Source organism: Enterococcus sp. AZ035, assembly GCF_050548325.1.
Lineage (GTDB): Bacteria > Bacillota > Bacilli > Lactobacillales > Enterococcaceae > Enterococcus > Enterococcus faecalis.
In genome coordinates, this window is sequence record NZ_CP172958.1 from 2692984 (window position 1) to 2719099 (window position 26116).

General features: G+C 41.0%; 17 protein-coding genes, 8 tRNA genes, 3 rRNA genes and 1 other annotated feature. Of the genes, 4 read left to right on the forward strand and 24 right to left on the reverse strand.

Annotated features, from left to right (window positions below; all coding sequences use genetic code 11):
• The 3 genes from IGL32_RS12845 to IGL32_RS12855 form a co-directional block, all read right to left on the reverse strand.
• The gene (locus tag IGL32_RS12845) at positions 1–468 is read right to left on the reverse strand and encodes a CtsR family transcriptional regulator (RefSeq protein WP_002354715.1); all 468 of its coding nucleotides are present in this window, start codon (positions 466–468) and stop codon (positions 1–3) included.
• Positions 469–772: 304 nt separating this feature from the next.
• Positions 773–2002, reverse strand: coding sequence for an aminotransferase class I/II-fold pyridoxal phosphate-dependent enzyme (locus tag IGL32_RS12850; RefSeq protein ID WP_002387604.1), 1230 nt, complete (start codon positions 2000–2002; stop codon positions 773–775).
• A complete protein-coding gene (locus IGL32_RS12855; RefSeq protein WP_002391542.1) occupies positions 1980–3287 on the reverse strand; it encodes a PTS sugar transporter subunit IIC in 1308 nt (435 codons plus the stop codon). Before IGL32_RS12855 ends, IGL32_RS12850 begins: the two co-directional genes overlap by 23 nt.
• 145 nt (positions 3288–3432) lie before the next feature.
• Here IGL32_RS12855 and IGL32_RS12860 point away from each other — a divergent pair, with 145 nt between their 5' ends.
• A complete protein-coding gene (locus IGL32_RS12860) occupies positions 3433–4290 on the forward strand; it encodes a MurR/RpiR family transcriptional regulator (RefSeq protein ID WP_002354705.1) in 858 nt (285 codons plus the stop codon).
• A gap of 45 nt (positions 4291–4335) precedes the next feature.
• Here IGL32_RS12860 and IGL32_RS12865 read toward each other — a convergent pair.
• The 11 genes from IGL32_RS12865 to IGL32_RS12915 all read right to left on the reverse strand — a co-directional run bounded on the left by IGL32_RS12865 (position 4336) and on the right by IGL32_RS12915 (position 10021).
• Positions 4336–4409 (reverse strand) — tRNA-Pro (locus IGL32_RS12865).
• 89 nt (positions 4410–4498) lie between these two features.
• Positions 4499–4572: transfer RNA gene (locus tag IGL32_RS12870), tRNA-Arg, on the reverse strand.
• A 14-nt stretch (positions 4573–4586) separates the two neighbouring features.
• Positions 4587–4672, reverse strand: a tRNA-Leu gene (locus IGL32_RS12875).
• Between the two features lie 15 nt (positions 4673–4687).
• Positions 4688–4759 (reverse strand) — tRNA-Gly (locus IGL32_RS12880).
• Positions 4760–4763: 4 nt separating this feature from the next.
• Positions 4764–4839 (reverse strand) — tRNA-Thr (locus IGL32_RS12885).
• A gap of 6 nt (positions 4840–4845) precedes the next feature.
• Positions 4846–4927, reverse strand: a tRNA-Leu gene (locus IGL32_RS12890).
• Positions 4928–4943: 16 nt separating this feature from the next.
• Positions 4944–5016: transfer RNA gene (locus IGL32_RS12895), tRNA-Lys, on the reverse strand.
• A gap of 6 nt (positions 5017–5022) precedes the next feature.
• A tRNA-Val gene (locus IGL32_RS12900) sits at positions 5023–5095 on the reverse strand.
• A 14-nt stretch (positions 5096–5109) separates the two neighbouring features.
• Positions 5110–5225, reverse strand: a 5S ribosomal RNA gene (gene rrf, locus IGL32_RS12905).
• Positions 5226–5321: 96 nt separating this feature from the next.
• Positions 5322–8234: ribosomal RNA gene (locus IGL32_RS12910) — 23S ribosomal RNA — on the reverse strand.
• Between the two features lie 226 nt (positions 8235–8460).
• A 16S ribosomal RNA gene (locus tag IGL32_RS12915) occupies positions 8461–10021 on the reverse strand.
• The 16S, 23S and 5S rRNA genes sit together here with 8 tRNA genes alongside, the layout of an rRNA operon.
• A gap of 667 nt (positions 10022–10688) precedes the next feature.
• On the opposite strand from IGL32_RS12915, the gene IGL32_RS12920 reads away from it, so the two are divergent.
• The 3 genes from IGL32_RS12920 (at position 10689) to serS (ending at position 14155) form a co-directional block, all read left to right on the forward strand.
• Positions 10689–11378: a response regulator transcription factor gene (locus IGL32_RS12920; RefSeq protein WP_002355963.1), complete on the forward strand. Its 690-nt coding sequence runs from the start codon at positions 10689–10691 to the stop codon at positions 11376–11378.
• Positions 11368–12549, forward strand: coding sequence for a sensor histidine kinase (locus IGL32_RS12925; RefSeq protein WP_002363566.1), 1182 nt, complete (start codon positions 11368–11370; stop codon positions 12547–12549). The genes IGL32_RS12920 and IGL32_RS12925 overlap by 11 nt, the downstream gene beginning before the upstream one ends.
• A 40-nt stretch (positions 12550–12589) precedes the next feature.
• Positions 12590–12796: a binding site (T-box leader), on the forward strand.
• Between the two features lie 87 nt (positions 12797–12883).
• On the forward strand, positions 12884–14155 hold the full coding sequence (gene serS, locus IGL32_RS12930) for a serine--tRNA ligase (protein ID WP_002355965.1): 1272 nt from the start codon (positions 12884–12886) through the stop codon (positions 14153–14155).
• Between the two features lie 211 nt (positions 14156–14366).
• Here the strand turns inward: serS and guaB are convergent, their stop codons facing one another.
• The 10 genes from guaB to IGL32_RS12980 form a co-directional block, all read right to left on the reverse strand.
• On the reverse strand, positions 14367–15848 hold the full coding sequence (gene guaB, locus IGL32_RS12935) for an IMP dehydrogenase (protein WP_002355966.1): 1482 nt from the start codon (positions 15846–15848) through the stop codon (positions 14367–14369).
• 157 nt (positions 15849–16005) lie between these two features.
• Positions 16006–17688, reverse strand: a complete 1683-nt coding sequence (locus tag IGL32_RS12940) for a 6-pyruvoyl-tetrahydropterin synthase-related protein (RefSeq protein ID WP_002387419.1) — start codon at positions 17686–17688, stop codon at positions 16006–16008.
• A 166-nt stretch (positions 17689–17854) separates the two neighbouring features.
• Entirely contained in the window at positions 17855–18544 is a 690-nt protein-coding gene (locus tag IGL32_RS12945) for a DUF1129 domain-containing protein (protein WP_002363563.1), read from the reverse strand.
• A gap of 108 nt (positions 18545–18652) precedes the next feature.
• The gene (ychF, locus tag IGL32_RS12950; RefSeq protein ID WP_002355971.1) at positions 18653–19768 is read right to left on the reverse strand and encodes a redox-regulated ATPase YchF; all 1116 of its coding nucleotides are present in this window, start codon (positions 19766–19768) and stop codon (positions 18653–18655) included.
• A 56-nt stretch (positions 19769–19824) separates the two neighbouring features.
• Positions 19825–20010: a DUF951 domain-containing protein gene (locus IGL32_RS12955; RefSeq protein WP_002355974.1), complete on the reverse strand. Its 186-nt coding sequence runs from the start codon at positions 20008–20010 to the stop codon at positions 19825–19827.
• A gap of 117 nt (positions 20011–20127) precedes the next feature.
• A complete protein-coding gene (locus tag IGL32_RS12960; protein ID WP_156210209.1) occupies positions 20128–21018 on the reverse strand; it encodes a ParB/RepB/Spo0J family partition protein in 891 nt (296 codons plus the stop codon).
• Entirely contained in the window at positions 21011–21772 is a 762-nt protein-coding gene (locus IGL32_RS12965; protein WP_002355976.1) for a ParA family protein, read from the reverse strand. Before IGL32_RS12965 ends, IGL32_RS12960 begins: the two co-directional genes overlap by 8 nt.
• Positions 21773–21787: 15 nt before the next feature.
• Positions 21788–22504 (reverse strand): 16S rRNA (guanine(527)-N(7))-methyltransferase RsmG, encoded by a 717-nt coding sequence (gene rsmG / locus IGL32_RS12970; RefSeq protein WP_010716707.1) that lies wholly within the window; start codon positions 22502–22504, stop codon positions 21788–21790.
• Positions 22505–22751: 247 nt separating this feature from the next.
• Entirely contained in the window at positions 22752–23738 is a 987-nt protein-coding gene (locus IGL32_RS12975; protein WP_002397736.1) for a DUF3114 domain-containing protein, read from the reverse strand.
• 558 nt (positions 23739–24296) lie between these two features.
• Positions 24297–26069: an oleate hydratase gene (locus IGL32_RS12980; protein ID WP_002361446.1), complete on the reverse strand. Its 1773-nt coding sequence runs from the start codon at positions 26067–26069 to the stop codon at positions 24297–24299.
• Between the last annotated feature and the right edge of the window lie 47 nt (positions 26070–26116).

Genomic DNA, 26116 nt, shown 5'->3' on the forward strand with positions numbered 1-26116 from the left:
TTATTCCTCCTCATAGCTCAAGCGCTCTAAAAATGAACGCATTATTTGAGCTCTTAGAAAATCTTCGTGATTCCCCAGACCATTCAATGTGCTTTTACTTAAAGCAGCTAGCATTAAATTGCCTTCCTTTTTCGTAATCACTTCTTCTTCATACAATGTTTGAATAAATGTTAGCGCATCTTTTTCTGTTAAGGTTGCGCCAATCAATTGATCCATTTGTTTTAGTAATTGATCGTTATCTGAAATTTGTACTTTGACAATGCGAATATAGCCGCCTCCACCACGTTTACTTTCAACTGCGTAGCCTCGTTGGATGGTAAAACGTGTATTAATTACATAGTTAATTTGTGAAGGAACGCAATTAAATAAATTAGCCATTTCCGCCCGACGGATTTCAATTTTATTACTTTCTTCTAAAATCTTTTTTAAATAAGCCTCGATTAAATCTGACGTATTTTGATTACTCATAGTCTTCCATCCTTCTTCTCTCTTGACTAATATTGACCATTATTATATCGAACTTTGCCTATTAAATAAAGAGGAACGCTTTGACTTTAATAAAAAAATGCAAAACAGGAGGAGCAACCTCAGTCAAACTGACTTAAGTTCCCCTCCTAAAAATGAAAATATGTTATTGAATCACAGAGGCTGAGACAAAAGTGTTTAGCTCCAAGAAATAAGAAGAAATTTCCGAAAATTGTTCTTTAATTTTTGGAGAATTTCGGCTTATTTCCGAAGGAGTTGCTTTTGTTCAGCTGATTATCTTAATGTCTCACAAAAGCGATTCTTCGCCATAGGCTTGATCCAAGGCTTGTTGAATATCTTCGATAATAGATGTTGGCTCTTCCAAACCAACGTACATGCGAATGTGCGCTGGCGACAAGCCTCTTTTCTGAACAGCCGCCAAGTTATTGCCTTTGAATACAGGCAAGGCCAAACTTTCAAAGCCACCCCAACTGACCCCAATTGTGACCAGCGTCAATGCGTTCACAAATGTTTTCAAACGTTCAAAATCGGTATCTTTTAAATCAATCGCAAACAATGAGCCATAACCTGTCAAATATTTTTCTGCTAACGCTTGTTGTTGTTGATTTCCTACAAAAGGATGATATAAGCGACTAATTCGCGGATCCTTTTGCAAAGCCAACAGCACCGTTTGGATGGCTTGAGACTGATGCGCCAACCGAACGGGCATGGTACGAATACCTCGTAACGCTAACCAAGAATTGAAGGGACTATTGACTGCGCCTAATGCTTGATGACCATGTTCAAAAATTTGATCTACAAGCGCTGCTTTGCCAATGACAGCCCCCGCTACAATATCCGAATGACCACCAATATATTTGGAACAAGAATGAATCACCAGGTCCACATTATGGCATAAAGGATGCTGAAATAACGGTGACGCCCACGTGTTATCAATGACAGTGTATGCGCCAATTTTTTGTGCTAACGCAGTTATTTTTTCTAAATCTAGCAGTTCAAACTTTTGTGAGGACGGACTTTCAAAGTAAATGACTTTGGTGTTTTCCTGAACAAATTGAAAAAGTTCTTCTGTTTCTGCAACGTCTACTTTGGTCAAGGATACGCCAAATTTCTCTAAATATTGCACAAACGAAACAGATTCTCCATAAATTGTATTGACCATTAAAACATGATCACCTTGTTGGAGCAACGTAAACAGCGTTGCCGAAATAGCGCCCATTCCTGAGGCAAAAACTTTACATTTTTCTCCACGTTCCAAACGAGCAATTTTTTTCTCTAAAATTTCTGTTGTGGGGTTGGTGCCACGTGTGTAAACATAATTATTTTTTTCATCTATACTCGCTGCCATAAATTCTTCGTAAGTTGGAAAATAAAAGGAAGAGGTTTGAACCAACTCGGGCACCATCGGATGATACATTTTTTCCATTCCTTTTTCCACTTCACAGCAAATATTTTCATCATTCTCAACATGCATTTCCTTCACTCCTCTTTCTCTACAATGTTTCTGGTACTTCATGGGCTTCTTCTTTTTGATATTGTCGATCTAAGGCTTTTACAAATGGATAATAAATAACGACACTAGCGGCAACAGCTAAAACTTGCGTCACTGCACCTTGCCATTTTCCCACTAAAAAGCCCGAAAACAGAAAGGGCGTAGCCCATGGTGCTTGAATGTTTGTAAACATTGGCATGAACCCAATTTTCATTGACAGAAAGGCAATCAAGACCGATACAATCGGCGCGACCGCAATCGGAATCAATAATAAAGGGTTAAAAATAACTGGGAGTCCAAAAATCAAGGGTTCATTAATGTTGAAAAATGCTGGAACAAACGAAATTTTCGACATGGCTTTCATTCTAGATGAATGTCCGACGATGGCCATTGCAATAGCCAAGCCAATCGTGCAACCAGCGCCTCCAATTGTAGCAAATTGATCGAGCATTTGGACCGTGCCAAAGTTGCCACTTTGAGCAGTTAATTGTCCTAATTCCGCTAAGCTTTGGTTTTTGTCTGCATTCGCATATAAAATAGGATATAGCATGGAATTGATGACAGTTGGATGAATCCCGAACCACCAGAACAGTCCATTTAAGCCAGCCACAATAATAATTGCAAAAGGGGTTCCGATTAAACCTTGCAGTGGCGCTTGAATCACCGCATAAATTAATTGTGGGAAGGAATCCGCAAACGAAAGCCCAATCCCATTAATCAATAAAGCCACCGCTACCACAAAAATCCCAGGAATCAATGCACTAAAAGCTTGGCTCACCATAGAAGGCACGCTGTCAGGCATTTTGATGACTAATTTTTTCTTAATACAGAAACGAGTCAACTCAACCGAAAGAATTGACATAATAATGGCCGTAATCACCCCTTGCGTTCCTAACCAATCAAACGATAAAACTTTCGTCACAACTTCGCCTGATTCAGTGGTCACCGTTTTCGGTAAAACGACTACGTAAGCAACAATTCCTAAAATTAATGAAGTTAAACGATCCATTTCGTAACTTTCCGCCAATTTATAGGACATCGTCCCGGCAAAAATAATTCCCATCATGTTGAAAGTTGCTCGATAAGCGGGTGAAATCATATCCGCCCAACCTGCACCGAAAATTCCAGCCATAAAATCGCCATACCCTGCTACTGGAAAATCTGTAATCAACATAAAAATCGATCCAATAATTGTTAACGGCATAATCGCAAAAAAACCATTTCTTAAGGCTTGAAAATAACGTAAACTTGTAATCCTTGAAACTTTAGGCACTACGGCTTGCTCCACCCAGTTTGTTAACTTATCCATTTCACTTCTCTCCTTAATCCTTTGTGATATCCTCATCATAAAGAAACCGCTTTCTTATGTAAATACGACTAACTAATTCTGTAACTATGTTTCATAATTCATACGCTTAAGGTATACTGAAAGCGAAACAAAGTACCACAGAGAGGTGAACCCATTGAATCTAATCGAATGTTTAGAACAAAAAGAACGCTATACATATAACGAAGGGCTAATTATTGATTTTATTTTATCTCATACTGAACGAGTCCTGCATATGTCGATTTATGAACTAGCAGAAGCCACCAACTCTTCAACTTCCACGATTGTTCGTTTGTGTAAAAAAACAGAGACTAGCGGTTTCAAAGAATTTAAAATCCGCTTGTCCCGCGACTTAGAAATTCACTACCAAGCAATCCGGAATGTTGATGCGAATATGCCTTTTTTAGCGCAAGATTCTGATTTACTAATTGCCAAGAAAATTGCGCAGTTAACGACTGAAACTGTTCAATCCACCCAACAGTTATTAACCGAGGCCATGTTAAATAAAAGCATTGATTTACTTTTAACCGCTGAAAATATTTTAGCAGTGGGTGTCAGTAACTCCTACATTCGCTTAACGGATTTTCAAACAAAGTTATTACGCATTCAGCTATTTATCCATTTAATCCCTTATCAAGCTGAACAATTTTATTTAGCCATCAATGCCACCAAAAATGACGTAGCCATCCTCGTCTCTTACAGTGGTAACACTGCAGAAATCGTAAATGAAGCACGGATTTTTGCAGAAGGAGGCACCCCGATTATTGCCATTACTTCAGACTTGAACAGCCAATTAGCTAAATACGCCACAGTGATTTTGCCCATTCCTAACGTTGAACATGCAGATTTCAAAGTCTCAACCTTTTCCTCTCAACTAGCCATCGAATATATTCTCAATGTCCTTTATTCCTGTATTTTTAGTCGCAATTTCGATAAGAATTACACATCACAAAAAAATACACCTACTTCGATACTTAAATTTTAAACAAAACAAAAAAACAGTACTGATGATCAGTACTGTTTTTCACAATCGGGAAGACAGGATTCGAACCTGCGACCCCTTGGTCCCAAACCAAGTGCTCTACCAAGCTGAGCTACTTCCCGGGCTATGAAGTTAAAGTAATAAAAAAAGACTATCGAATTAAAAAGAAACTCACGTGCACCTTTTTAAAACTTAGTCAATCACTCAACTATGCACCCAAAGGGAGTCGAACCCCTAACCTTTTGATTCGTAGTCAAACACTCTATCCAGTTGAGCTATGGGTGCTAAATATAAAACAATGCCGAGGACCGGAATCGAACCGGTACGGTGATCACTCACCGCAGGATTTTAAGTCCTGTGCGTCTGCCAGTTCCGCCACCCCGGCGTAATGAATTGGCTAAGCGGAAAACGGGGTTCGAACCCGCGACCCCCACCTTGGCAAGGTGGTGCTCTACCACTGAGCTATTTCCGCAAAATGGTGCCGGCTAAAGGACTTGAACCCTCGACCCTCTGATTACAAATCAGATGCTCTACCAACTGAGCTAAGCCGGCTAAATATGCGGGTGAAGGGACTTGAACCCCCACGCCTTGCGGCGCTAGATCCTAAATCTAGTGCGTCTGCCAATTCCGCCACACCCGCAAATGAAATATGAATATGAGCCGTACAGGGCTCGAACCTGTGACCCTCTGATTAAAAGTCAGATGCTCTACCAACTGAGCTAACGGCTCAAAAAATGGAGGTTAACGGGATCGAACCGCTGACCCCCTGCTTGTAAGGCAGGTGCTCTCCCAGCTGAGCTAAACCTCCAAAAACAACAATTCGCGTGGCGACGTCCTACTCTCACAAAGGGAAACCCTTCACTACAATCGGCGCTAAGAAGCTTAACTTCTGTGTTCGGCATGGGAACAGGTGTATCCTTCTCGCTATCGCCACCACACTGGGTGTTGTTTCTTATTGAGTTGAATCTTCATTCACTCAAAACTGGATTGAAGTTTGAATCAAAATAACCAAGTTGCTTTTACTTATCCATTCTTTGGTTAAGTCCTCGACCGATTAGTATTGGTCCGCTCCAACTATCACTAGCCTTCCACTTCCAACCTATCTACCTGATCATCTCTCAGGGGTCTTACTTTCTTAAAGAAATGGGAAATCTCATCTTGAGGTGGGCTTCACACTTAGATGCTTTCAGCGTTTATCCCTTCCCTACATAGCTACCCAGCAATGCCCTTGGCAGAACAACTGGTACACCAGCGGTAAGTCCATCCCGGTCCTCTCGTACTAAGGACAGCTCCTCTCAAATTTCCAACGCCCGCGACGGATAGGGACCGAACTGTCTCACGACGTTCTGAACCCAGCTCGCGTGCCGCTTTAATGGGCGAACAGCCCAACCCTTGGGACCGACTACAGCCCCAGGATGCGACGAGCCGACATCGAGGTGCCAAACCTCCCCGTCGATGTGGACTCTTGGGGGAGATAAGCCTGTTATCCCCAGGGTAGCTTTTATCCGTTGAGCGATGGCCCTTCCATGCGGAACCACCGGATCACTAAGCCCGACTTTCGTCCCTGCTCGACTTGTAGGTCTCGCAGTCAAGCTCCCTTCTGCCTTTACACTCTTCGAATGATTTCCAACCATTCTGAGGGAACCTTTGGGCGCCTCCGTTACCTTTTAGGAGGCGACCGCCCCAGTCAAACTGCCCATCTGACACTGTCTCCCACCACGATTAGTGGTGCGGGTTAGAGGGTTCATAACACAAGGGTAGTATCCCACCAGCGCCTCCTCCGAAACTAGCGTTCCGGTCTCATCGGCTCCTACCTATCCTGTACATGTGGTACAAACACTCAATATCAAACTACAGTAAAGCTCCATGGGGTCTTTCCGTCCTGTCGCGGGTAACCTGCATCTTCACAGGTACTAAAATTTCACCGAGTCTCTCGTTGAGACAGTGCCCAAATCGTTACGCCTTTCGTGCGGGTCGGAACTTACCCGACAAGGAATTTCGCTACCTTAGGACCGTTATAGTTACGGCCGCCGTTTACTGGGGCTTCAATTCTGAGCTTCGCCGAAGCTAACCCATCCTCTTAACCTTCCAGCACCGGGCAGGCGTCAGCCCCTATACTTCATCTTACGATTTTGCAGAGACCTGTGTTTTTGATAAACAGTCGCTTGGGCCTATTCACTGCGGCTGACCGAAGTCAGCACCCCTTCTCCCGAAGTTACGGGGTCATTTTGCCGAGTTCCTTAACGAGAGTTCGCTCGCTCACCTTAGGATACTCTCCTCGACTACCTGTGTCGGTTTACGGTACGGGCAGTTGTTTTCTCACTAGAAGCTTTTCTTGGCAGTGTGACATCAGGAACTTCGCTACTATTATTTCGCTCCCCGTCACAACTTGTCCTTAAAGAGTAAAGCATTTAACTCTACTCAAGACTCATTGCTTGGACATGCACTTCCAATCGCATGCATTCCTTAGCCTACTGCGTCCCTCCATTGCTCAAACAAAAACAACTGGTACAGGAATATCAACCTGTTGTCCATCGCCTACGCCTATCGGCCTCGGCTTAGGTCCCGACTAACCCTGGGCGGACGAGCCTTCCCCAGGAAACCTTAGTCATACGGTGGACAGGATTCTCACCTGTCTTTCGCTACTCATACCGGCATTCTCACTTCTAAGCGCTCCAGCCGTCCTCACGATCGACCTTCAACGCCCTTAGAACGCTCTCCTACCACTACACCTAATGGTGTAGTCCACAGCTTCGGTAATATGTTTAGCCCCGGTACATTTTCGGCGCAGGGTCACTCGACTAGTGAGCTATTACGCACTCTTTAAATGGTGGCTGCTTCTAAGCCAACATCCTAGTTGTCTGTGCAACCCCACATCCTTTTCCACTTAACATATATTTTGGGACCTTAGCTGGTGGTCTGGGCTGTTTCCCTTTCGACTACGGATCTTATCACTCGCAGTCTGACTCCCGGATATAAATGAATGGCATTCGGAGTTTATCTGAATTCGGTAACCCGAGATGGGCCCCTAGTCCAAACAGTGCTCTACCTCCATCATTCTCAATTCCGAGGCTAGCCCTAAAGCTATTTCGGAGAGAACCAGCTATCTCCAAGTTCGTTTGGAATTTCTCCGCTACCCACACCTCATCCCCGCACTTTTCAACGTACGTGGGTTCGGTCCTCCAGTGCGTTTTACCGCACCTTCAACCTGGACATGGGTAGATCACATGGTTTCGGGTCTACGACTACATACTCATTCGCCCTATTCAGACTCGCTTTCGCTGCGGCTCCGTCTCTTCGACTTAACCTCGCATGCAATCGTAACTCGCCGGTTCATTCTACAAAAGGCACGCCATCACTCATTAACGAGCTTTGACTTGTTGTAGGCACACGGTTTCAGGATCTATTTCACTCCCCTTCCGGGGTGCTTTTCACCTTTCCCTCACGGTACTGGTTCACTATCGGTCACTAGGGAGTATTTAGCCTTGCGGGATGGTCCCCGCGGATTCCGACGGAATTTCTCGTGTTCCGCCGTACTCAGGATCCTCCTAGGTGTTGTCAGCATTTCGTCTACGGGGCTTTCACCCTCTTTAGCGGAATTTTCCAAATCCTTCAACTATACTAACAGACTACCATATTGGAGTCCTACAACCCCAACAAGCAAGCTTGTTGGTTTGGGCTCTTCCCGTTTCGCTCGCCGCTACTCAGGGAATCGAATTTTCTTTCTCTTCCTGCAGGTACTAAGATGTTTCAGTTCTCTGCGTCTACCTCTAATCAGCTATGTATTCACTGAAAAGTAATATCCTATAAAAGATATTGGGTTCCCCCATTCGGAAATCTCTGGATCATAGCTTACTTACAGCTCCCCAAAGCATATCGGTGTTAGTCCCGTCCTTCATCGGCTCCTAGTGCCAAGGCATCCACCGTGCGCCCTTATTCACTTAACCTTATCAACCTTACGGTTGGGTCTTGATCACTTCTTCTAGCGATAGAAGGTTAATCAATAAATAAGCAATTGAACTTATTAAAAAACTCATTCAACGCGGTGTTCTCGGTTTGTTTTGATTCTTTTTACTTCAATATCCAGTTTTCAATGAACGAATGTTTTGAGAGTAGACCTCTCAAAACTGAACAAAGTAAAGACGAAATGTGTATTTCCGTAATATTCCTTAGAAAGGAGGTGATCCAGCCGCACCTTCCGATACGGCTACCTTGTTACGACTTCACCCCAATCATCTATCCCACCTTAGGCGGCTGGCTCCAAAAAGGTTACCTCACCGACTTCGGGTGTTACAAACTCTCGTGGTGTGACGGGCGGTGTGTACAAGGCCCGGGAACGTATTCACCGCGGCGTGCTGATCCGCGATTACTAGCGATTCCGGCTTCATGCAGGCGAGTTGCAGCCTGCAATCCGAACTGAGAGAAGCTTTAAGAGATTTGCATGACCTCGCGGTCTAGCGACTCGTTGTACTTCCCATTGTAGCACGTGTGTAGCCCAGGTCATAAGGGGCATGATGATTTGACGTCATCCCCACCTTCCTCCGGTTTGTCACCGGCAGTCTCGCTAGAGTGCCCAACTAAATGATGGCAACTAACAATAAGGGTTGCGCTCGTTGCGGGACTTAACCCAACATCTCACGACACGAGCTGACGACAACCATGCACCACCTGTCACTTTGTCCCCGAAGGGAAAGCTCTATCTCTAGAGTGGTCAAAGGATGTCAAGACCTGGTAAGGTTCTTCGCGTTGCTTCGAATTAAACCACATGCTCCACCGCTTGTGCGGGCCCCCGTCAATTCCTTTGAGTTTCAACCTTGCGGTCGTACTCCCCAGGCGGAGTGCTTAATGCGTTTGCTGCAGCACTGAAGGGCGGAAACCCTCCAACACTTAGCACTCATCGTTTACGGCGTGGACTACCAGGGTATCTAATCCTGTTTGCTCCCCACGCTTTCGAGCCTCAGCGTCAGTTACAGACCAGAGAGCCGCCTTCGCCACTGGTGTTCCTCCATATATCTACGCATTTCACCGCTACACATGGAATTCCACTCTCCTCTTCTGCACTCAAGTCTCCCAGTTTCCAATGACCCTCCCCGGTTGAGCCGGGGGCTTTCACATCAGACTTAAGAAACCGCCTGCGCTCGCTTTACGCCCAATAAATCCGGACAACGCTTGCCACCTACGTATTACCGCGGCTGCTGGCACGTAGTTAGCCGTGGCTTTCTGGTTAGATACCGTCAGGGGACGTTCAGTTACTAACGTCCTTGTTCTTCTCTAACAACAGAGTTTTACGATCCGAAAACCTTCTTCACTCACGCGGCGTTGCTCGGTCAGACTTTCGTCCATTGCCGAAGATTCCCTACTGCTGCCTCCCGTAGGAGTCTGGGCCGTGTCTCAGTCCCAGTGTGGCCGATCACCCTCTCAGGTCGGCTATGCATCGTGGCCTTGGTGAGCCGTTACCTCACCAACTAGCTAATGCACCGCGGGTCCATCCATCAGCGACACCCGAAAGCGCCTTTCACTCTTATGCCATGCGGCATAAACTGTTATGCGGTATTAGCACCTGTTTCCAAGTGTTATCCCCCTCTGATGGGTAGGTTACCCACGTGTTACTCACCCGTCCGCCACTCCTCTTTCCAATTGAGTGCAAGCACTCGGGAGGAAAGAAGCGTTCGACTTGCATGTATTAGGCACGCCGCCAGCGTTCGTCCTGAGCCAGGATCAAACTCTCATAATAAAAGTTAGAACAATCTTACGATTGTTAAGCTCAATTTGTTTGCTAGCATATTGCTTGCTTGTTAAAAATGTTTGTTGTCTTGAATTGAATCAAGACGCCCTACACATTTGGTTCGTCTATTCTTTGTTCAGTTTTCAAAGGTCTACGTTACCTCGCAGCAACTTTTATATCATAACAAACTTCCGTTTGAATGTCAAGAACTTTTTTAAAAAAGTTTTTTTAAGTTGTTTTGCTTGGTTGTTGTTGTCTGTTGTGACAACTTCTATATCTTATCATCTCGTTTGTTATTTGTCAACAACTTTTTTTATTGTTTTTTCAAACTTTTTTCGAGAGATTTGAAATCAAGAATTGTTATTTAATTATTGATTTCTGAATCGCTCAGCTGTGTGACTCGCCTTGCGACATGTAATAATATACCAAGATTTCAAGCATTGGTCAATCATTATTTTCACTTTTTTTAAACTTTTTTTCAATACCGATTATTATGATTGGTATAGGTATTTTCGTTCGTTTTTTACCCCCTTTCATCCTTTTTTGGCTATAGTTTATTAACTTTTAGCAAAATCTTCTAAATTTATCGTAATATATCAAGGATTTTGTCCTTTTTAGCAATTATTTGTTAAAATATGGAAAAGAGATTTTTTATATATGGAGGAAATGAACGCTTATGAAAATTTTAGTTGCAGATGATGATAAAGAAATTGTAGAACTATTGAGTATTTATATTCATAATGAAGGATACGAAGTCGTGAAAGCTTATGATGGAAAAGAAGCGTTATCCAAATTGCACACAACACCAGATATCGATTTATTAATCTTGGACATTATGATGCCAATCATGGATGGAATGGAAGTAGTGAAAGAACTTCGAAAAGAATCGCAAATTCCAATTATTATGTTAACAGCAAAAACAACCGATATGGATAAAATCAAAGGCTTAGTTGCTGGTGCAGACGATTATGTCACCAAGCCTTTTAATCCTTTAGAAGTAATGGCTCGGGTAAAGTCTATTTTACGTAGAAGCCAAATGCAATTAACCAAAGAAGAACCCGATGAATTAGAAGTCGGCCCATTAATGATTAATAAGGACTCTCACGAAGTCAAAACAATAGAAGGAAAAGAAATTCAATTAACCGCTCTTGAGTTTGGTATCCTCTATCTATTAGCTAGTCATCCAAATCGTGTGTTTAGTGCGGATGAAATTTTTGAGCGTGTGTGGCAACAAGAAAGTATTGTTTCTGCTAAAACCGTGATGGTTCACGTCAGTCATTTAAGAGATAAGATTGAAGAAGCAACTGGTGGAGAAAAAGTCATTCAAACAGTGTGGGGAGTTGGATATAAGATCGATGCTCGTTAAACCTAAAAAGATTGAAAAACAAAAACGAATTACCTTAACTTCTAAAGAAATCAGCGAGTTATTAGCAGAAGCAATTGTGACAATTGTTTTATTACTACTATTAAATGTCTCAATTATGTTCCTTTTAGGACAACTACTTAGTGAAAACTCGCCCTTAGCTGGTGTCATCTGGGCCACTAAGGATGCGGTCGCTAAAGAATTAAATACTGATTTGTTTTGGAGCTGGAATAAATTTGTCTTACCCATTTTCTTTTTAGTAGATGCAGCTGTTCTCTATTGGCGCTTAATTCGTCGCTACCATCAAATGCAATTGCGTCATATTATCAGTGAGTTACATTACATCGCTGATGGTAATTACAATCACCGCATTCCGTTTGAATTAAGTGGTGATTTAGCAAAAGTCGTGACGAGTATTAACGGTCTGGTGGATAGTACTGTCGCAGCCATTGAAGATGAACGGCGAATTGAAAAATCAAAAGATGAATTAATTACGAATGTCAGTCATGATATTCGGACACCGTTAACTTCTATTATTGGTTATCTGGGATTGATTGAAGATCGTCAATTTCATAGCCAAGAAGATTTACTGAAATATACGCATACCGCTTACGTCAAAGCGAAACAAATGAAATTATTAGTTGATGATCTTTTTGAATATACAAAAGTCCGTCAACCAAGTGTACCGATTCATACGACGACTTTTGATATGGCACAATTAATTGAACAGCTTGCTGCCGATTTTGAATTGGAAGCGAAAAAGATTAATATGCAAATCCAAGTAAAAGCCAATCCAGCTTCTTTAATGATGGAAGGCGATACGGAAAAACTAGTCCGAGTCTTTAACAACCTTCTTTCAAACGCTTTGAAATATGGCAAAGGTGGCCATCATATTGTAATGGAAGTAGACAAAGTCGGCACCGAAGCAATTATTGCTGTTCGCAATGATGGACCAGCTATCCCTAAACATTCTTTAGATCAGTTGTTTGACCGCTTCTATCGTGTCGAAGAATCCCGATCACAAGAAACGGGGGGTACTGGTTTAGGTCTGGCTATTGCACAAAGTATTGTCGCTTTACATGGTGGATATATTTATGCGAAGTCTGATCAAAAGTGGACTTCCTTTATTATTCATCTACCCTTACAGCGTACCAACAAGAAATCAGAGAGTTAATTGACATCCCTGAACTTTTTCGGTATTCTATAGAAAAGAGAAAACTAAGAGAAAAAGTATTTATGGCACTGAATTCCAGAGAGTTTGCGGGGGTGCGAGCAAACATTCATCTATAAAGAAGTCCGTCTCTTCCAGGTGTCCAGCGAAATAAGTTGGAACGGTCTGCAGCCGTTATCTGCAAATCAAGGGCAGTAACATTACTGAACTTGGGTGGTACCGCGAGATTTCCAGTCATTTCGTCCCAAGAATATTTATTTTTGGGGTGAGATGGCTTTTTTGTTGTTTTCTACAACAGTTATTATTGATTATGTACTAATTTTAAGGAGGAAAAAATATGTTAGATGTAAAAATGATGCGTCAAAATTTTGACGAAGTAAAAGCAAAGCTACAAACCCGTGGCGTGAAAGAAGAAATCTTAGTGGAATTTCTGCGTTTAGATGAAAGTCGCCGTGATTTATTAGTCAAAGTCGAAGAAATGAAAAAATACCGGAATGATGTGTCTGCTGAAATTGCTCAATTAAAACGAAACAAAGAAGATGCAACGGCCAAAATCGCGGAAATGAAAGAAGTCGGCGGCAATATTAAAGCATTAGATGCAGAAATTAACGCTATTGACGAAGAGCTACGTGGGATCACAACTACTTTACCGAATTTGCCAGATGATTCTGTGCCTGTTGGTGCTGGTGAAGAAGAAAATGTAGAAGTACGTCGTTGGAGTGAACCAAGAACTTTTGCTTTTGAACCAAAACCACACTGGGAAGTCGCTGAAAACTTAGGCATTCTAGATTTTGAACGTGGTGCCAAAGTAGCTGGTAGCCGTTTTGTTTATTACAAAGGCTTAGGTGCACGCTTAGAACGTGCGTTATACAACTTCATGTTAGATTTACATGTTTATGAACATGGCTATACAGAAATGATTACGCCTTATATCGTTAATGACACCGCCATGTTCGGGACTGGCCAATTTCCTAAATTTAAAGAAGATGTCTTCCAATTACAAGATACGGATTTAACGTTAATTCCAACTGCGGAAGTCCCTTTAACCAATTACTACAACAATGAAATTTTAGATGGCAAGGATTTACCGATTTACTTTACGGCCTTGAGCCCTTCTTTCCGTTCTGAAGCTGGTAGCGCTGGTCGTGACACACGAGGATTAATTCGTTTACACCAATTTAATAAAGTCGAAATGGTTAAATTTAGTGATGCAGAGCATTCTTATGAGGAATTAGAAAAAATGACGAATAATGCCGAAGAAATTCTGCAAAAACTGGGATTACCTTACCGTGTCATGGCTCTTTCAACAGGTGACATGGGCTTCTCAGCTGCGAAAACTTATGACTTGGAAGTTTGGATTCCTGCTCAAGAGACGTACCGTGAAATCAGTTCATGCTCAAACTGTGAAGATTTCCAAGCGCGCCGTGCGATGATTCGTTACCGTGATGAAAATGATAAAGTCCAATATGCGCATACACTCAATGGTTCTGGTTTAGCCGTAGGACGGACAGTCGCTGCTATTTTAGAAAACTACCAAAACGAAGATGGCTCTGTAACTGTACCAGAAGTCCTAGTTCCTTACATGGGTAACCTAACAGTTATTAAATAAAGGGAAGATGAAGGTCGTTGTCTGATATCAGATAACGGCTTTTATTCTATAGGAAAAGGAGCCTGTAACAAAAATCACTTTGGATTTTTGTTACAGGCTTAAAAATTGATAAACGGCGGAAACAGAAGCAAATCCTTCATTCTACAGAAAAAGAGGCAGACGTCGAAATGACGTCTTCCTCTTTTAAATTTCAAAAAAATCAGCTTTTATTTTATTGAACAGAATAGTTTGGTGCTTCTTTTGTGATTTGAACGTCATGTGGATGTGATTCTTTCAATCCGTTACCACTCATTTGAACAAATTGTGCTTCTTCACGCAACGCTTTCAGGTCTGCTGCACCGACGTAACCCATCCCTGATTTCAAGCCACCGATTAATTGGAAGACAATATCAGAAACGCTTCCTTTGTAAGCAACACGTCCTTCGATTCCTTCTGGCACTAATTTGTTTGCTTCATTGACACTTCCTTGGAAGTAACGATCACTTGATCCTTTTTCCATTGCACCTAATGAGCCCATGCCACGGTAAGTTTTGAAACGACGGCCTTGATAAATTTCAAATTCGCCTGGAGATTCATCTGTACCTGCTAACATACTTCCTAGCATTACAGCATGTCCACCAGCAGCTAAGGCTTTCACGATATCACCAGAATATTTAATACCGCCATCAGCGATAATTGCTTTACCATATTCTCTAGCTACAGAAGCAGCATCATAAATCGCTGTTAATTGAGGAACACCAACACCAGCAACGACACGTGTTGTACAAATTGAACCAGGTCCAATACCAACTTTGACAACGTCAACGCCGACATCATACAATGCTTTGGTTGCTTCAGCAGTGGCAACATTACCAGCAATTAATGTTGCTTCAGGGAACGTTTCACGAATTTCTTTAATTTTGCGAATAACGCCGGCACTATGGCCATGTGCAGTATCGATGACAATCGCATCCGCACCTGCTTCTAATAATGCTTCCGCACGTTCGAACGTATCACTAGTGACACCGACTGCTGCCGCCACAAGTAAACGACCGTGTTCATCTTTGGCAGCATTTGGGAATTCAATCACTTTTTCAATGTCTTTAATTGTAATTAAGCCACTTAAGCGACCTGCTTCATCAACGATTGGTAATTTTTCGATTTTATGTTTTTGTAAGATTTTTTCTGCATCTTTTAAAGATGTGCCAACTGGCGCAGTGACTAAATGATCTTTTGTCATGACTTCTTCGATTTTGATTTGGTAGTCCGTTACAAAACGCATATCACGGTTTGTAATAATTCCGACTAATTTACGGTTTTCCATTGTTTCTACAATTGGCACACCGCTAATACGGTAACGACTCATTAATTCTTCTGCATCCGCTACTAAGTTTGTTGGTGTTAGAAAGAATGGATCAATGATAACGCCGCTTTCAGAACGTTTGACTTTACGTACTTCGTCTGCTTGTTGGGCGACAGTCATATTTTTATGTACGACACCTAGTCCACCTTGACGAGCCATCGCAATTGCCATATTACTATCTGTAACAGTATCCATACTGGCACTCATCAATGGAATATTTAACTTGATATTTTTAGCTAATTGTACACTCATGTCTACATCATTTGGTAAGACATGGCTTTCTGCAGGGATTAATAGCACATCATCAAATGTAAGACCTTTTTTCGCAAATTTTGTTTCCCAATTTGACATTTTTTTGTCCACTCCTCGACTTAATTTTATATATGAAAATAACAGATAATACTAAGGAAGTCAACTAGATTTGTTTAAATAATCAATGAGGAATAAAGGACAAAACGCCAAAATCGGTTTGTCCTTTATTCAACTCTTCCTAATTAAGGTCCTACTTTCATCGTTGTTCTTTTATCTTGTGTTTCTTTTTTTGTTGTAAAAATCGGCTAAATCCAAAACCACCAACAGAAAGTAAGGTAATCATTGTCCCTATTTTTTGCACTTTTGTTCTTTGGTAACGGATGTCGACATGTCCTGTACCAGATAAAGAAAGAGCGGTTAAGCCTCCTTGATTGGTTAGGCTCATTTTTTTAGCGCCCGTTTGGTTTTTCATTTGAATCGTGGCTTGATAGCCTAAGTAATAAATAAAAGGAACGGTCACCTTCGCTGATTGATTCACCACTTGGTAGTCAAATGAAATTTTCCCATAAGGCATTCTAACATTTGTAATGGTTACTTGTTCTGCCGAATAATCAAGTGGTCGTTTTTTCTGTTTCAATAATTCCTGATAATTGATTTCATCTGGCAAATATTCATGGCCCGCACCGATATAAAAAGGCGCTGGCTGCTCATACTCAGCTTTTGTTAACAGGCGGCCTTGTTGTGACTGAATACTTTGATATTGATAAATGCCCAAATTGCTGATGGCAAGGAAAACCAACAAAGCCACGGTCCAAGATTTACGGAAAACGCCCCATTCGTCTTGTGCAATGAAAAAAGCGAGCATTACAGAAAGAATCCCTAAAAACCGCCAAGGAAACTGAATTGTATTTAAAGGCGTGTGGTTCAGCCAGTGCCAAGGAAAAAGCGTGGTAACCATCAATAAGAGTACCAGCGTCAAACCAATAAACCGTTTGTTCTGAATTTTTTTGCTGGCAAGCGAAACCACTGCTACAACAAGCCCCACAAACAAAAGGGTTCCTAGATTCGCTGTTTTCGCGTGAAAAACACTGCTCTTTAAACTATTAATGAAAAGAGAAACAATAGGATAACTTCTTTCGGAAATATAAGTGAGTGGATTGGACGTAACTTTAAACACTTGATTTTTCATTTGTTCAGCAACTGGTAAAAGATAAAAGGCCAGCCAAAGCAGCGTCAAACCTGCAGCCTTCGCTAATGCCAACAGGACCTCCTTTTTAAAAAACTGCTGCCAATAAAACAGAATGTATAACCCAATCCAAATAGAAACCATTTCAATAGAAATAAAGTGAGCCAACCCAATCCCAGTCATCGCCAGCGTTAACAACGGCCAACATTTCGTGGTTCCCTTTCGTAATAAAAACAGGCTCGCTAAGACCAACGGAAAAAAACTTAGCGCCAAAAATTCTCCTAACGCTTGGCGATTAAACAAGTCTTGCATGCGGTAAATAGATAAGCCATACAAAATGGCAAAGAGATAGCTTCTTTTTTTAGAGAGCGCCATTAATCGGCCTGCATAATAAGTAAGACTAAATGTTGCCAAGTTTACCGCAAAAACAAAAATCGCCATACTAGCGACAAAGGAAATCCCCAGAACACGCAAAAGCGCAGGTAAATAAAGATACGCATCTGGATAAAACAAACTAGAGGCATAGCCATAGCCTCCCAAGAAAAAATAATTGATTTTAGGAAACCAGTCGTTGTTTTTAATTGCTAATGCGAGACCTTCCACCCGATTTTGATGAAAGCGGAAATCACTTGCTCGTAAAAAATTCTCTTGAAAATAGACAAAATAGAGAGAAAGTCCACTTAATAAGAGAAAACTAATAAAAATGAGTAGCCGGTCGTGTTGACGGCACCAAGACTTCACTTGTTGTCCCATAAGAGGCTCCTTTCTTTAGCAAACTTCTGAAAACAGAAGCCTGGGACACTAGTTTTTTCGACTAATCCCCCAGGCTTTAACTGTTAAAACGCTCTATTGAGAGAGCGACTTTGCTTGTTGCAGTTTCTGCGTCAGCCGAGCGCATTCACAATTGAGCGCGCGCCGTTTATTGACGTGTCATGAAACTACCTTGAATATTGTATTTTTTCTTGAAGAAATAGCGTGCTACAAAGGCTAACGCACCGATTACTAAAGCAATCATCGGATCTAAGATGGGATTGATCACTGGTGGTAGCATCGCTGAACCAGCGAAAACTGCAATCCACAAGAACATCCCACCAAATAGAATGGCGGTCGTTTTTAACCAACCAGGACGTTTGCTTTTGTCGCCACCTTGACGATCAAAACGGTAAACATATTTGTGCATTAGATAGAAAACATAACCCCCAGCCATCGCACCTAAGATATATGTGGTTAATCCGAGAGGTTGTGCGGTTCCTTTTGAAAATAGAGACATCGCCGCTAACATGATTGTTAATAAACCAAGTAATAGTAAGGTATTGTCGAGCCAAATCATCCAGCCCGCTGGTTCTTTGACTTCTGCTGGTTTATTTAAAATTGCTTCCGTCCGTTCTGAAACAGTGCCAAATAACTGACGGGCTGTTTTGCCTGTTTTTTGACCGGCTACTAATTCTGGCAAAATACCGTGTAGAGCCAATGCTAGCTCTTCTTCAGATAAATTAGCCGCTTTTAATGATTTTTTTAAGTCAAAAATGTATTGTTCATTTCTTTTAGTCAAATTCTGTTCTAATTGACGATTCTCAGCCACGATTGCTCGTAATGCTTCTGCTTCCATAGTTGTATCCTCCTCACCCTCATGTAGAGGGAACCTCTTTCTAAACGGCTGAATGGCCTTAAATATGTGGGCTTATCCCAAAACAAATTGCTTGTTGGGCACATTTTTTTAAACGTTAAAACGGAACAACATAACATCGCCATCTTGAACGACGTAGTCTTTTCCTTCTAAACGAACACGGCCCGCTTCTTTGGCAGCTTGCATATTGCCATATTTATCTAGGTCTTCATAAGAAACTGTTTCCGCACGAATGAAGCCTCGTTCAAAGTCACTGTGGATAATCCCAGCTGCTTGAGGTGCCTTGATTCCCTTACGGAACGTCCATGCACGAACTTCTTGTTCACCAGCTGTAAAGTAGGTAGCTAAGCCTAACAAATCGTACGCCGCACGAATCAATTGATCTAAGCCAGATTGTTCAATGCCCATTGCTTCTAAAAATTCAGCCTTGTCTTCTTCAGAATCCAATTCAGCAATTTCTTCTTCTGCTCGCGCACTAACTACGATTACTTCCGCATTTTCACTGGTTGCAAAATTACGAACTTGTTGTACATACTCGTTGTTGTCTGGATCCGCCACTTCATCTTCTGAAACATTTGCTACATAAAGGACCGGCTTTGTGGTTAATAAGAAAAGAGATTTAACAATTTTCTCTTCTTCTGGCGTAAATTCAATCGTACGAGCAGATAAACCTTCTTCTAAAACTGGTTTAATTTTGTCTAAAACAGCTAATTCTTCCACCGCTTCTTTATCTTTTGCTTTCGCCATTTTTGCCACGCGAGTATAGCGTTTATTGATTGAATCTAAATCTGCTAAAATTAGCTCTAAATTAATTGTATCAATGTCTGCTAAAGGATCAACGAAATCCGCATCCCGATTTTGTTCACGCATGATATTTTCGTCATCAAAACAACGAACCACGTGACAGATTGCATCTACTTGACGAATGTGACTTAAAAACTGATTTCCCAGCCCTTCTCCTTTGCTGGCACCTTTAACAATTCCGGCGATGTCTGTAAATTCAAACGTTGTGGGAACTGTTTTTTTCGGTTTTACTAGTTCTGTCAAGCGTTGTAAACGGGCATCTGGTACTTCAACCATGCCGACGTTCGGATCAATCGTTGCAAAGGGATAATTTGCAGCTTCTGCTCCTGCTTTTGTAATTGCGTTAAATAGGGTCGATTTACCAACGTTTGGTAAGCCGACAATTCCAGCTGTTAGTGCCATTTGTTTTCCACTCTTTCTCTCAGTCTATTCTCTTTTCTATTAGAGGCATCAAAGCATTAGTCTGCTTTTTTCTCGATTACTTTTTTTAATTTTTTAGTAAAATCACGACGCGGCATCATGACAATATGCCCGCAATTCGTGCACTTGATTTTGATATCAGCGCCCATGCGAATGATTTGCCAACGATTTGCTTGGCAAGCATGCGGCTTTTTCATTTCGACAATATCGCCTAAATCATACATGTTCCAAGCCTTCTTTCTTCTCTTACTTATATAAAAATACCATGATTACAATACCATTTTTTAACGAAACTAGCAAAAGGATTTGTGACTTTCTGTCTTACTTTCTCACTTTGCTTTTTATTCCTCGTCAAAATGAATATCTAAAATATCTAAAATTCTAGCCAAATCCGAAGAGGACAAGTACTCAATTTCAATTTTTCCTTTGCCTTCTTTTTCTTGAATCGCTACGGTTGTCCCAAATTTATCCATTAAGCGGTCTTCACTTTCTCGAATATAAATGGGTTTTTCTTTGATGGCTTTTTTCGCTTTTTTGCCCTTTTTGCCTTGTGTTTCGTTTAATTCAGCGACAAGTTGTTCTAATTGTCGAACCGTTAAATTGTCTTTAATACAACGATTAGCTAATGGCAATAGCTGTTCTTTGTTCTTCAAGCCTAATAACGTCCGTGCTTGACCCATTGACATGCTTTGTTTTTGAACCATTGCTTTGACCGCATCTGGTAAAGTTAGCAACCGTAAATAATTGGCAATATACGGGCGACTTTTTCCCAAACGTTCTGCGACTTCCGCTTGTGTAAATTTCAAATTTTTCATTAGCATTTCATAGGCTTCTGCTTCTTCTAGCGGATTTAAATCTTCCCTTTGTAAGTTTTCCAAAACAGCAACTTGCATCATGGATTCTTCATCAAATTCGCGAATAATTGCGGGAATTTTTTCTTTGCCGGCTAATTTAGAAGCCCGGAACCGACGCTCACCTGCAATAATTTCATAGCCTTTAACTGCCGATTTACGAACAATAATCGGTTGAAACACACCGGAATGTAGAATCGAGTTTGCAAGTTCTTGTAAAGAGGTTTCATCAAATGTTTTCCGCGGTTGGTAAGGATTGGGACGAAGTTCGTTTAATAGAATTTCTGTCACTTGTTCGTTCTTAACGTCGACATCTTCTAGCTTTGCGATATCTTGAAACAAGGCATCGATGCCTCTGCCTAAACCTTTGCCTTTATTCATTCTCCAACACTTCCTTTGCTAGTGCTTGATACACTTCGGCACCTTTTGAGCGAATATCATAGTCAATGATTGGTAAACCATGACTTGGTGCTTCGGATAAACGGACATTTCTTGGAATAATCGTGTCATAGACTTTTTCACGGAAATATTTACGGACTTCTTCAACGACTTCGGCACCTAAATTGGTCCGAGCATCGTACATGGTTAACAAGACCCCTTCAATTTTCAATTCAGGGTTAAAATGTTTTTGAACCAAGCGAATCGTATTTAGCAATTGACTCAAGCCTTCTAATGCGTAATATTCACATTGAACAGGAATTAGAATCGAATCACTTGCTGTAAAAGCATTGATTGTTAAATGCCCTAGAGAAGGCGGGCAATCAATTAAAACGAAATCATACATGTCTCTTACTTCATCAATTGCTAATTTCAAGCGCGATTCTCGAGCCATCATTGAAGTTAATTCAATTTCAGCGCCTGCTAATTGAATAGTTGCAGGGACAATATCTAAATTTTCACGGCTGGTATGTTGAACCACGCTAGTGATTGGTTCTTCATTTACAAGGACATCATACACATCGTGTGCGACATCTGGTTTAGGGACACCCATGCCACTGGTAGCATTTCCTTGTGCATCAATGTCGATCAGTAAGACTTTTTTGCCTAAGTTTGCTAAACATGCGCCTAAATTTACAGTGGTCGTTGTTTTACCAACGCCGCCTTTTTGGTTCGCTACAGAAATAATTCGTGTCATGTGTGTGCCTCCATCTTATTTAATCGGTTGTTTATTTGGTAATCCAGGTTTTCTGGGATATTTTTTAGGGGTTTCTTTTTTCTTTTGAATCACGACAATGTGGCGTTCGTCTGCCGTAATCGGCAAAGTAAAACCAACTTCTTTTTGAAATTGACCGCCTAATGTAGCGATTGCAGGTTTTGCTTCATTAATTTCTTCTTCACTTTTCGATGCTTTTAAGGCTAAAAAATAGCCTTCTCTTTTAACTAAGGGTAAACACAGTTCACTTAAAACATTTAATCGTGCAACTGCTCGCGCTGTAACGTAATCAAATGCGCCACGAAATTCTGCTTTTTGACCAAATGTTTCTGCACGATCATGATACAAAGAAACATTAGCCAAACCTAGTTGATTCACCAACTCTGTTAGGAAAGTAATTCGTTTATTTAAAGAGTCAACAATTGTGACATTTAATGAAGGAAAAACAATTTTCAAAGGAATACTTGGAAATCCTGCGCCTGCGCCAACATCACAAATGGCTTTGTCACTGGCAAAGTCTTCAAAGAATGCCAACGAAACAGAATCATAGAAATGTTTCAAATAAACTTCTTTTTCTTCTGTAATGGCTGTTAAATTCATTTTTTCATTCCATTCTACTAATAAATGGAAATATTGGTCAAATTGTGTCATCTGTTGGTCTGTCAATTCAATGCCTTTTGCGGCTAATAGTTGTCTAAATTCTTCGGGTAGCATAAAGACTCCTTCCTTTTTTGTGAAACAGAAAAATGTTTCACAATCATCTTTTCCTACTTTAACGCAAATAGCAATTTCTTGCAATGCTTTTCGGAAGATTTTTGCCTGAATGATAAAAGAAAAACCCGCCTTTTTATGTAGTAAAAAGTCTCTAGCCACGGGCCAAAATGTTCAATTGGCGGCAACGAAAACCGCCTTTCTCTAAGAGTAAAACAAGCCAATGTTTCATGTGAAACATTGGCTTGTTTTACTTACTATAATCATCGCACTTTATTTGTCGTTCTCTGCGGTAGTCGTATTCTTGGATACGGGGACTTAACCAACCTTTTTTGGCTGTTTTTCGTAATTGATGATCAAATCTCCCTGGTGGTGAACTATCTAGTAATTCATGGGTACGATTATTCCGATTTGCATAATTAAACGATTCACCATTCAAGACTTTTTCCTGGTATTCACTGTTTTTGGCCGCTTGATAATAGGCTGGATTACTAATTAATCTGCCTCGCCAGTCCTCAACTAACACATCCCACTGGGTTACAAAGGTCCCTTCTTCATTCAAAATAAACTCACTGTGAAAATTAGGCGTCAATCGTTTCTTATTAATTAAAGAATAAGATGCCCCCTCAGGGTATTTGTTGTGCAAACGAGCAGAGCTTTTTTTCAGCTTCCGCCCGCCCATCCCTTGCGGCTTGGCCGCAAAAACATAGCGTTTTAATGCCTGTTCATCGGTGTCCCCTTCTTGTTTAAAAAAATCGCGGATATACGTGATATTTTGACGATCAATATACATTCTTAATTGATGTATCTTTTTCGCTTTCTCTTGATTAAAGCTCCCAAGAAGACCTAACGGATAGGCTTTTTGAACTGTTTTTGCCAACAAATCCCAAAACGTCGCATGCGGTGCAACCGCCTTCGAGAAACGATAAGGTCCTACTAATTGCAACATGCCATGCTGATCCAACACTGCACCTAATTGCCATAACAGTAACGAGAGCTTTTCTTGCGGACGATAAGCCGAAAAGCGAAATAATCGCTCATACGCTGAAGAGCCCACTTCTTCCACTTCAGAAAACAGTTCCGCAACTGCTGTTTTCGCTTGCTCAAGTGGCAAGAAACGCGTGTCTTTTATGGCGCTTTCCACTAAACCATAAACAGCTTGGCGGTCCCAACCAGCGTCAATCGCCGCCTCTACACCAGCACTCATTGCTTGTTGTAATTCTTGCCAACGTCCCATCTTCTCGCCGCCTTTTTCTATATACTTCTTCTATAATGATAATCCTTTCCCCGCAAAATGCCAACTACTTTAACGCAAAAAAACAACCCGCTCTTTGGGGAAGGGCGGGCGGAGGAGTTAAAAAATGAAAAAGTGTTTTGTTAGGGTTTTGTTTATCGGGTATGTTTAAATAATAGCCGTTAAATGTGAAGAAACTATGGTAAAAATGCGCCTTCTTTTCAACAAAATTTCGAAAAAGTCTCTTCAGAAATTAAGATTTTTTTGCGAAGTTGCCCGCTGGCCACTCCCGTTCAACATATTATATATTTAATATTCATAAAATCATAAAAGAAATATACACAATAATGAATATTTATTCAACGGTTAATAATCCAACAAAAAAGAGCATGGGACAAAAATCACTTTGGATTTTTGCTCCACGCTCAAAAACTGATAAACGGCGGGAACAGAAGCAACTCCTTCGGAAATAAGCCGAAATTCTCCAAAAATTATAGAACAATTTTCGGAAATTCCTTCTTATTTCTCGGAGTTAAACACTTCTATCCCGACCTCTTTCAACTAAATTAAATGATTTTCTCTTAAAATATCACCAATATACGTATCCTCAAATTTCTTCACAAAGTGTTCAACCATTTTGCGTTCCACGAACGGCATATCCATTTCTGTTAATTTTTTCTTGTCAGATAAATAATAAACAGAGTTTGCTAAGACGCGCAAGTCGTATGCAGAAGCAAACACTTCTGGTACTCCGCGTTCAACCTCTAGCAATTGATAAACAGCTTCCATCGCTGTCCGTACAGAATACTCTGTTGTAAACACCGTATCTCGTTCAGTATCTGCGAAGTTCCCAATGAAAGCAAGATTTTTAGAGCCGTTTGGTACAACTAATGGTCGATCGCCTGGTTCTCTTAACATAAAGTAAGAAGTGATAAACGGCATATAAACCGGAATAGTGGTAGCCGATTCTTCTGAAATACGTTCAATTTCCCCTTCTGGGACCCCTAAATGATAAAGTAACTCTTGCGTAATTTCTTGGCCTGTACATTGTTCGATTGGTTTTTTGATATAATTTCCTGGTTTATTAGAAAGTAATCCATATACCCAAGTTATAGATTGTTGATCATTTTGTTCTTTAAAATGCGGTTGTCTATGCATAGCAAAACTCATCATCCAATTAGAGTCTTTGATAGTAATAATACCACCTGTGACAATTTTTCCTGTGCGTAATTTACGATGTGTTAACCGAGAAAGATACGGTTCAATATCGAAATTTTCCCACGTAATCGTTGCTGAGACAAACCAACTTTCATCTGGTAAATTTTCACAGAAAACTTCTGGGTGCCCAAATTCTGGGGATTGTTTTGCTAAGTTTTTCCAGAGATTCCAACTTCCCCCTAGTTCATGAGTAATTGGTGCTGGTGTATGATGATCTCCTTGCGTCGAACTTTCAGTAATTGAGCCATTCGTTACGAAGACTAAATCATTTTCAGTTAAAGGAATTTCTTTGGTTTTGCCCGCTTGTGTCAGCAATAATCGCCGAGCAACTTTAGTAGCTCCTTTGATGTCGACTTGGATATCATTGATCGTTGTTTCATATTGAAAGTCTACCCCTTGATTGGTTAAAAAGCTTAGTAATGGTTTCACTAACGATTCGTATTGATTGTATTTGGTAAACTTCAAGGCTGTAAAGTCAGGCAAACCTTTGATGTGGTGGATAAAGCGCATGATATAGCGGCGCATTTCAATGGCAGAGTGCCATTTTTCAAAAGCAAACATTGAACACCAATAGATCCAAAAGTTGGATTCAAAAAATTCTTCGCCGAAAACATCTTCAATTTTTTTGCCAATTAATTGATCTTCAGAAGTCATAAATAAATCAACGATTTCTTTTTGTGCTTTTTTGGATAAAGTAAATTGTCCATCATCGGGGACACGTTCGCCACGGTTATGAATAATGCGGCAATTTGAAGAATTCGGATCATCTAAATCTAACCGGTAAAACTCATCTAGGACAGAGGCATCTTCTACTTCTAATGATGGTACCGAACGAAATAGATCCCACAAACACTCGAAATGGTTTTCCATTTCGCGTCCGCCGCGAGTGACAAAGCCATCATGGGGAATAAATTTACCATCTAAAGAACCGCCAGACAGCGTGAGTTCTTCAAAAATGTGAATATTTTCGCCCTTCATTTGACCGTCACGAATTAAGAAAACAGCCGTTGCTAAACCTGCTAGGCCACCACCAACGATATAGGCACTCTTGTCATCTACACCTTTTGGTTTTCTTGGTCGAGCAAATGCTTCATAATTTCCATTTGTGTATCTCATTCTCGTTTCCTCCTATCATTTGATACCCTCATCATACTGCTACCAAA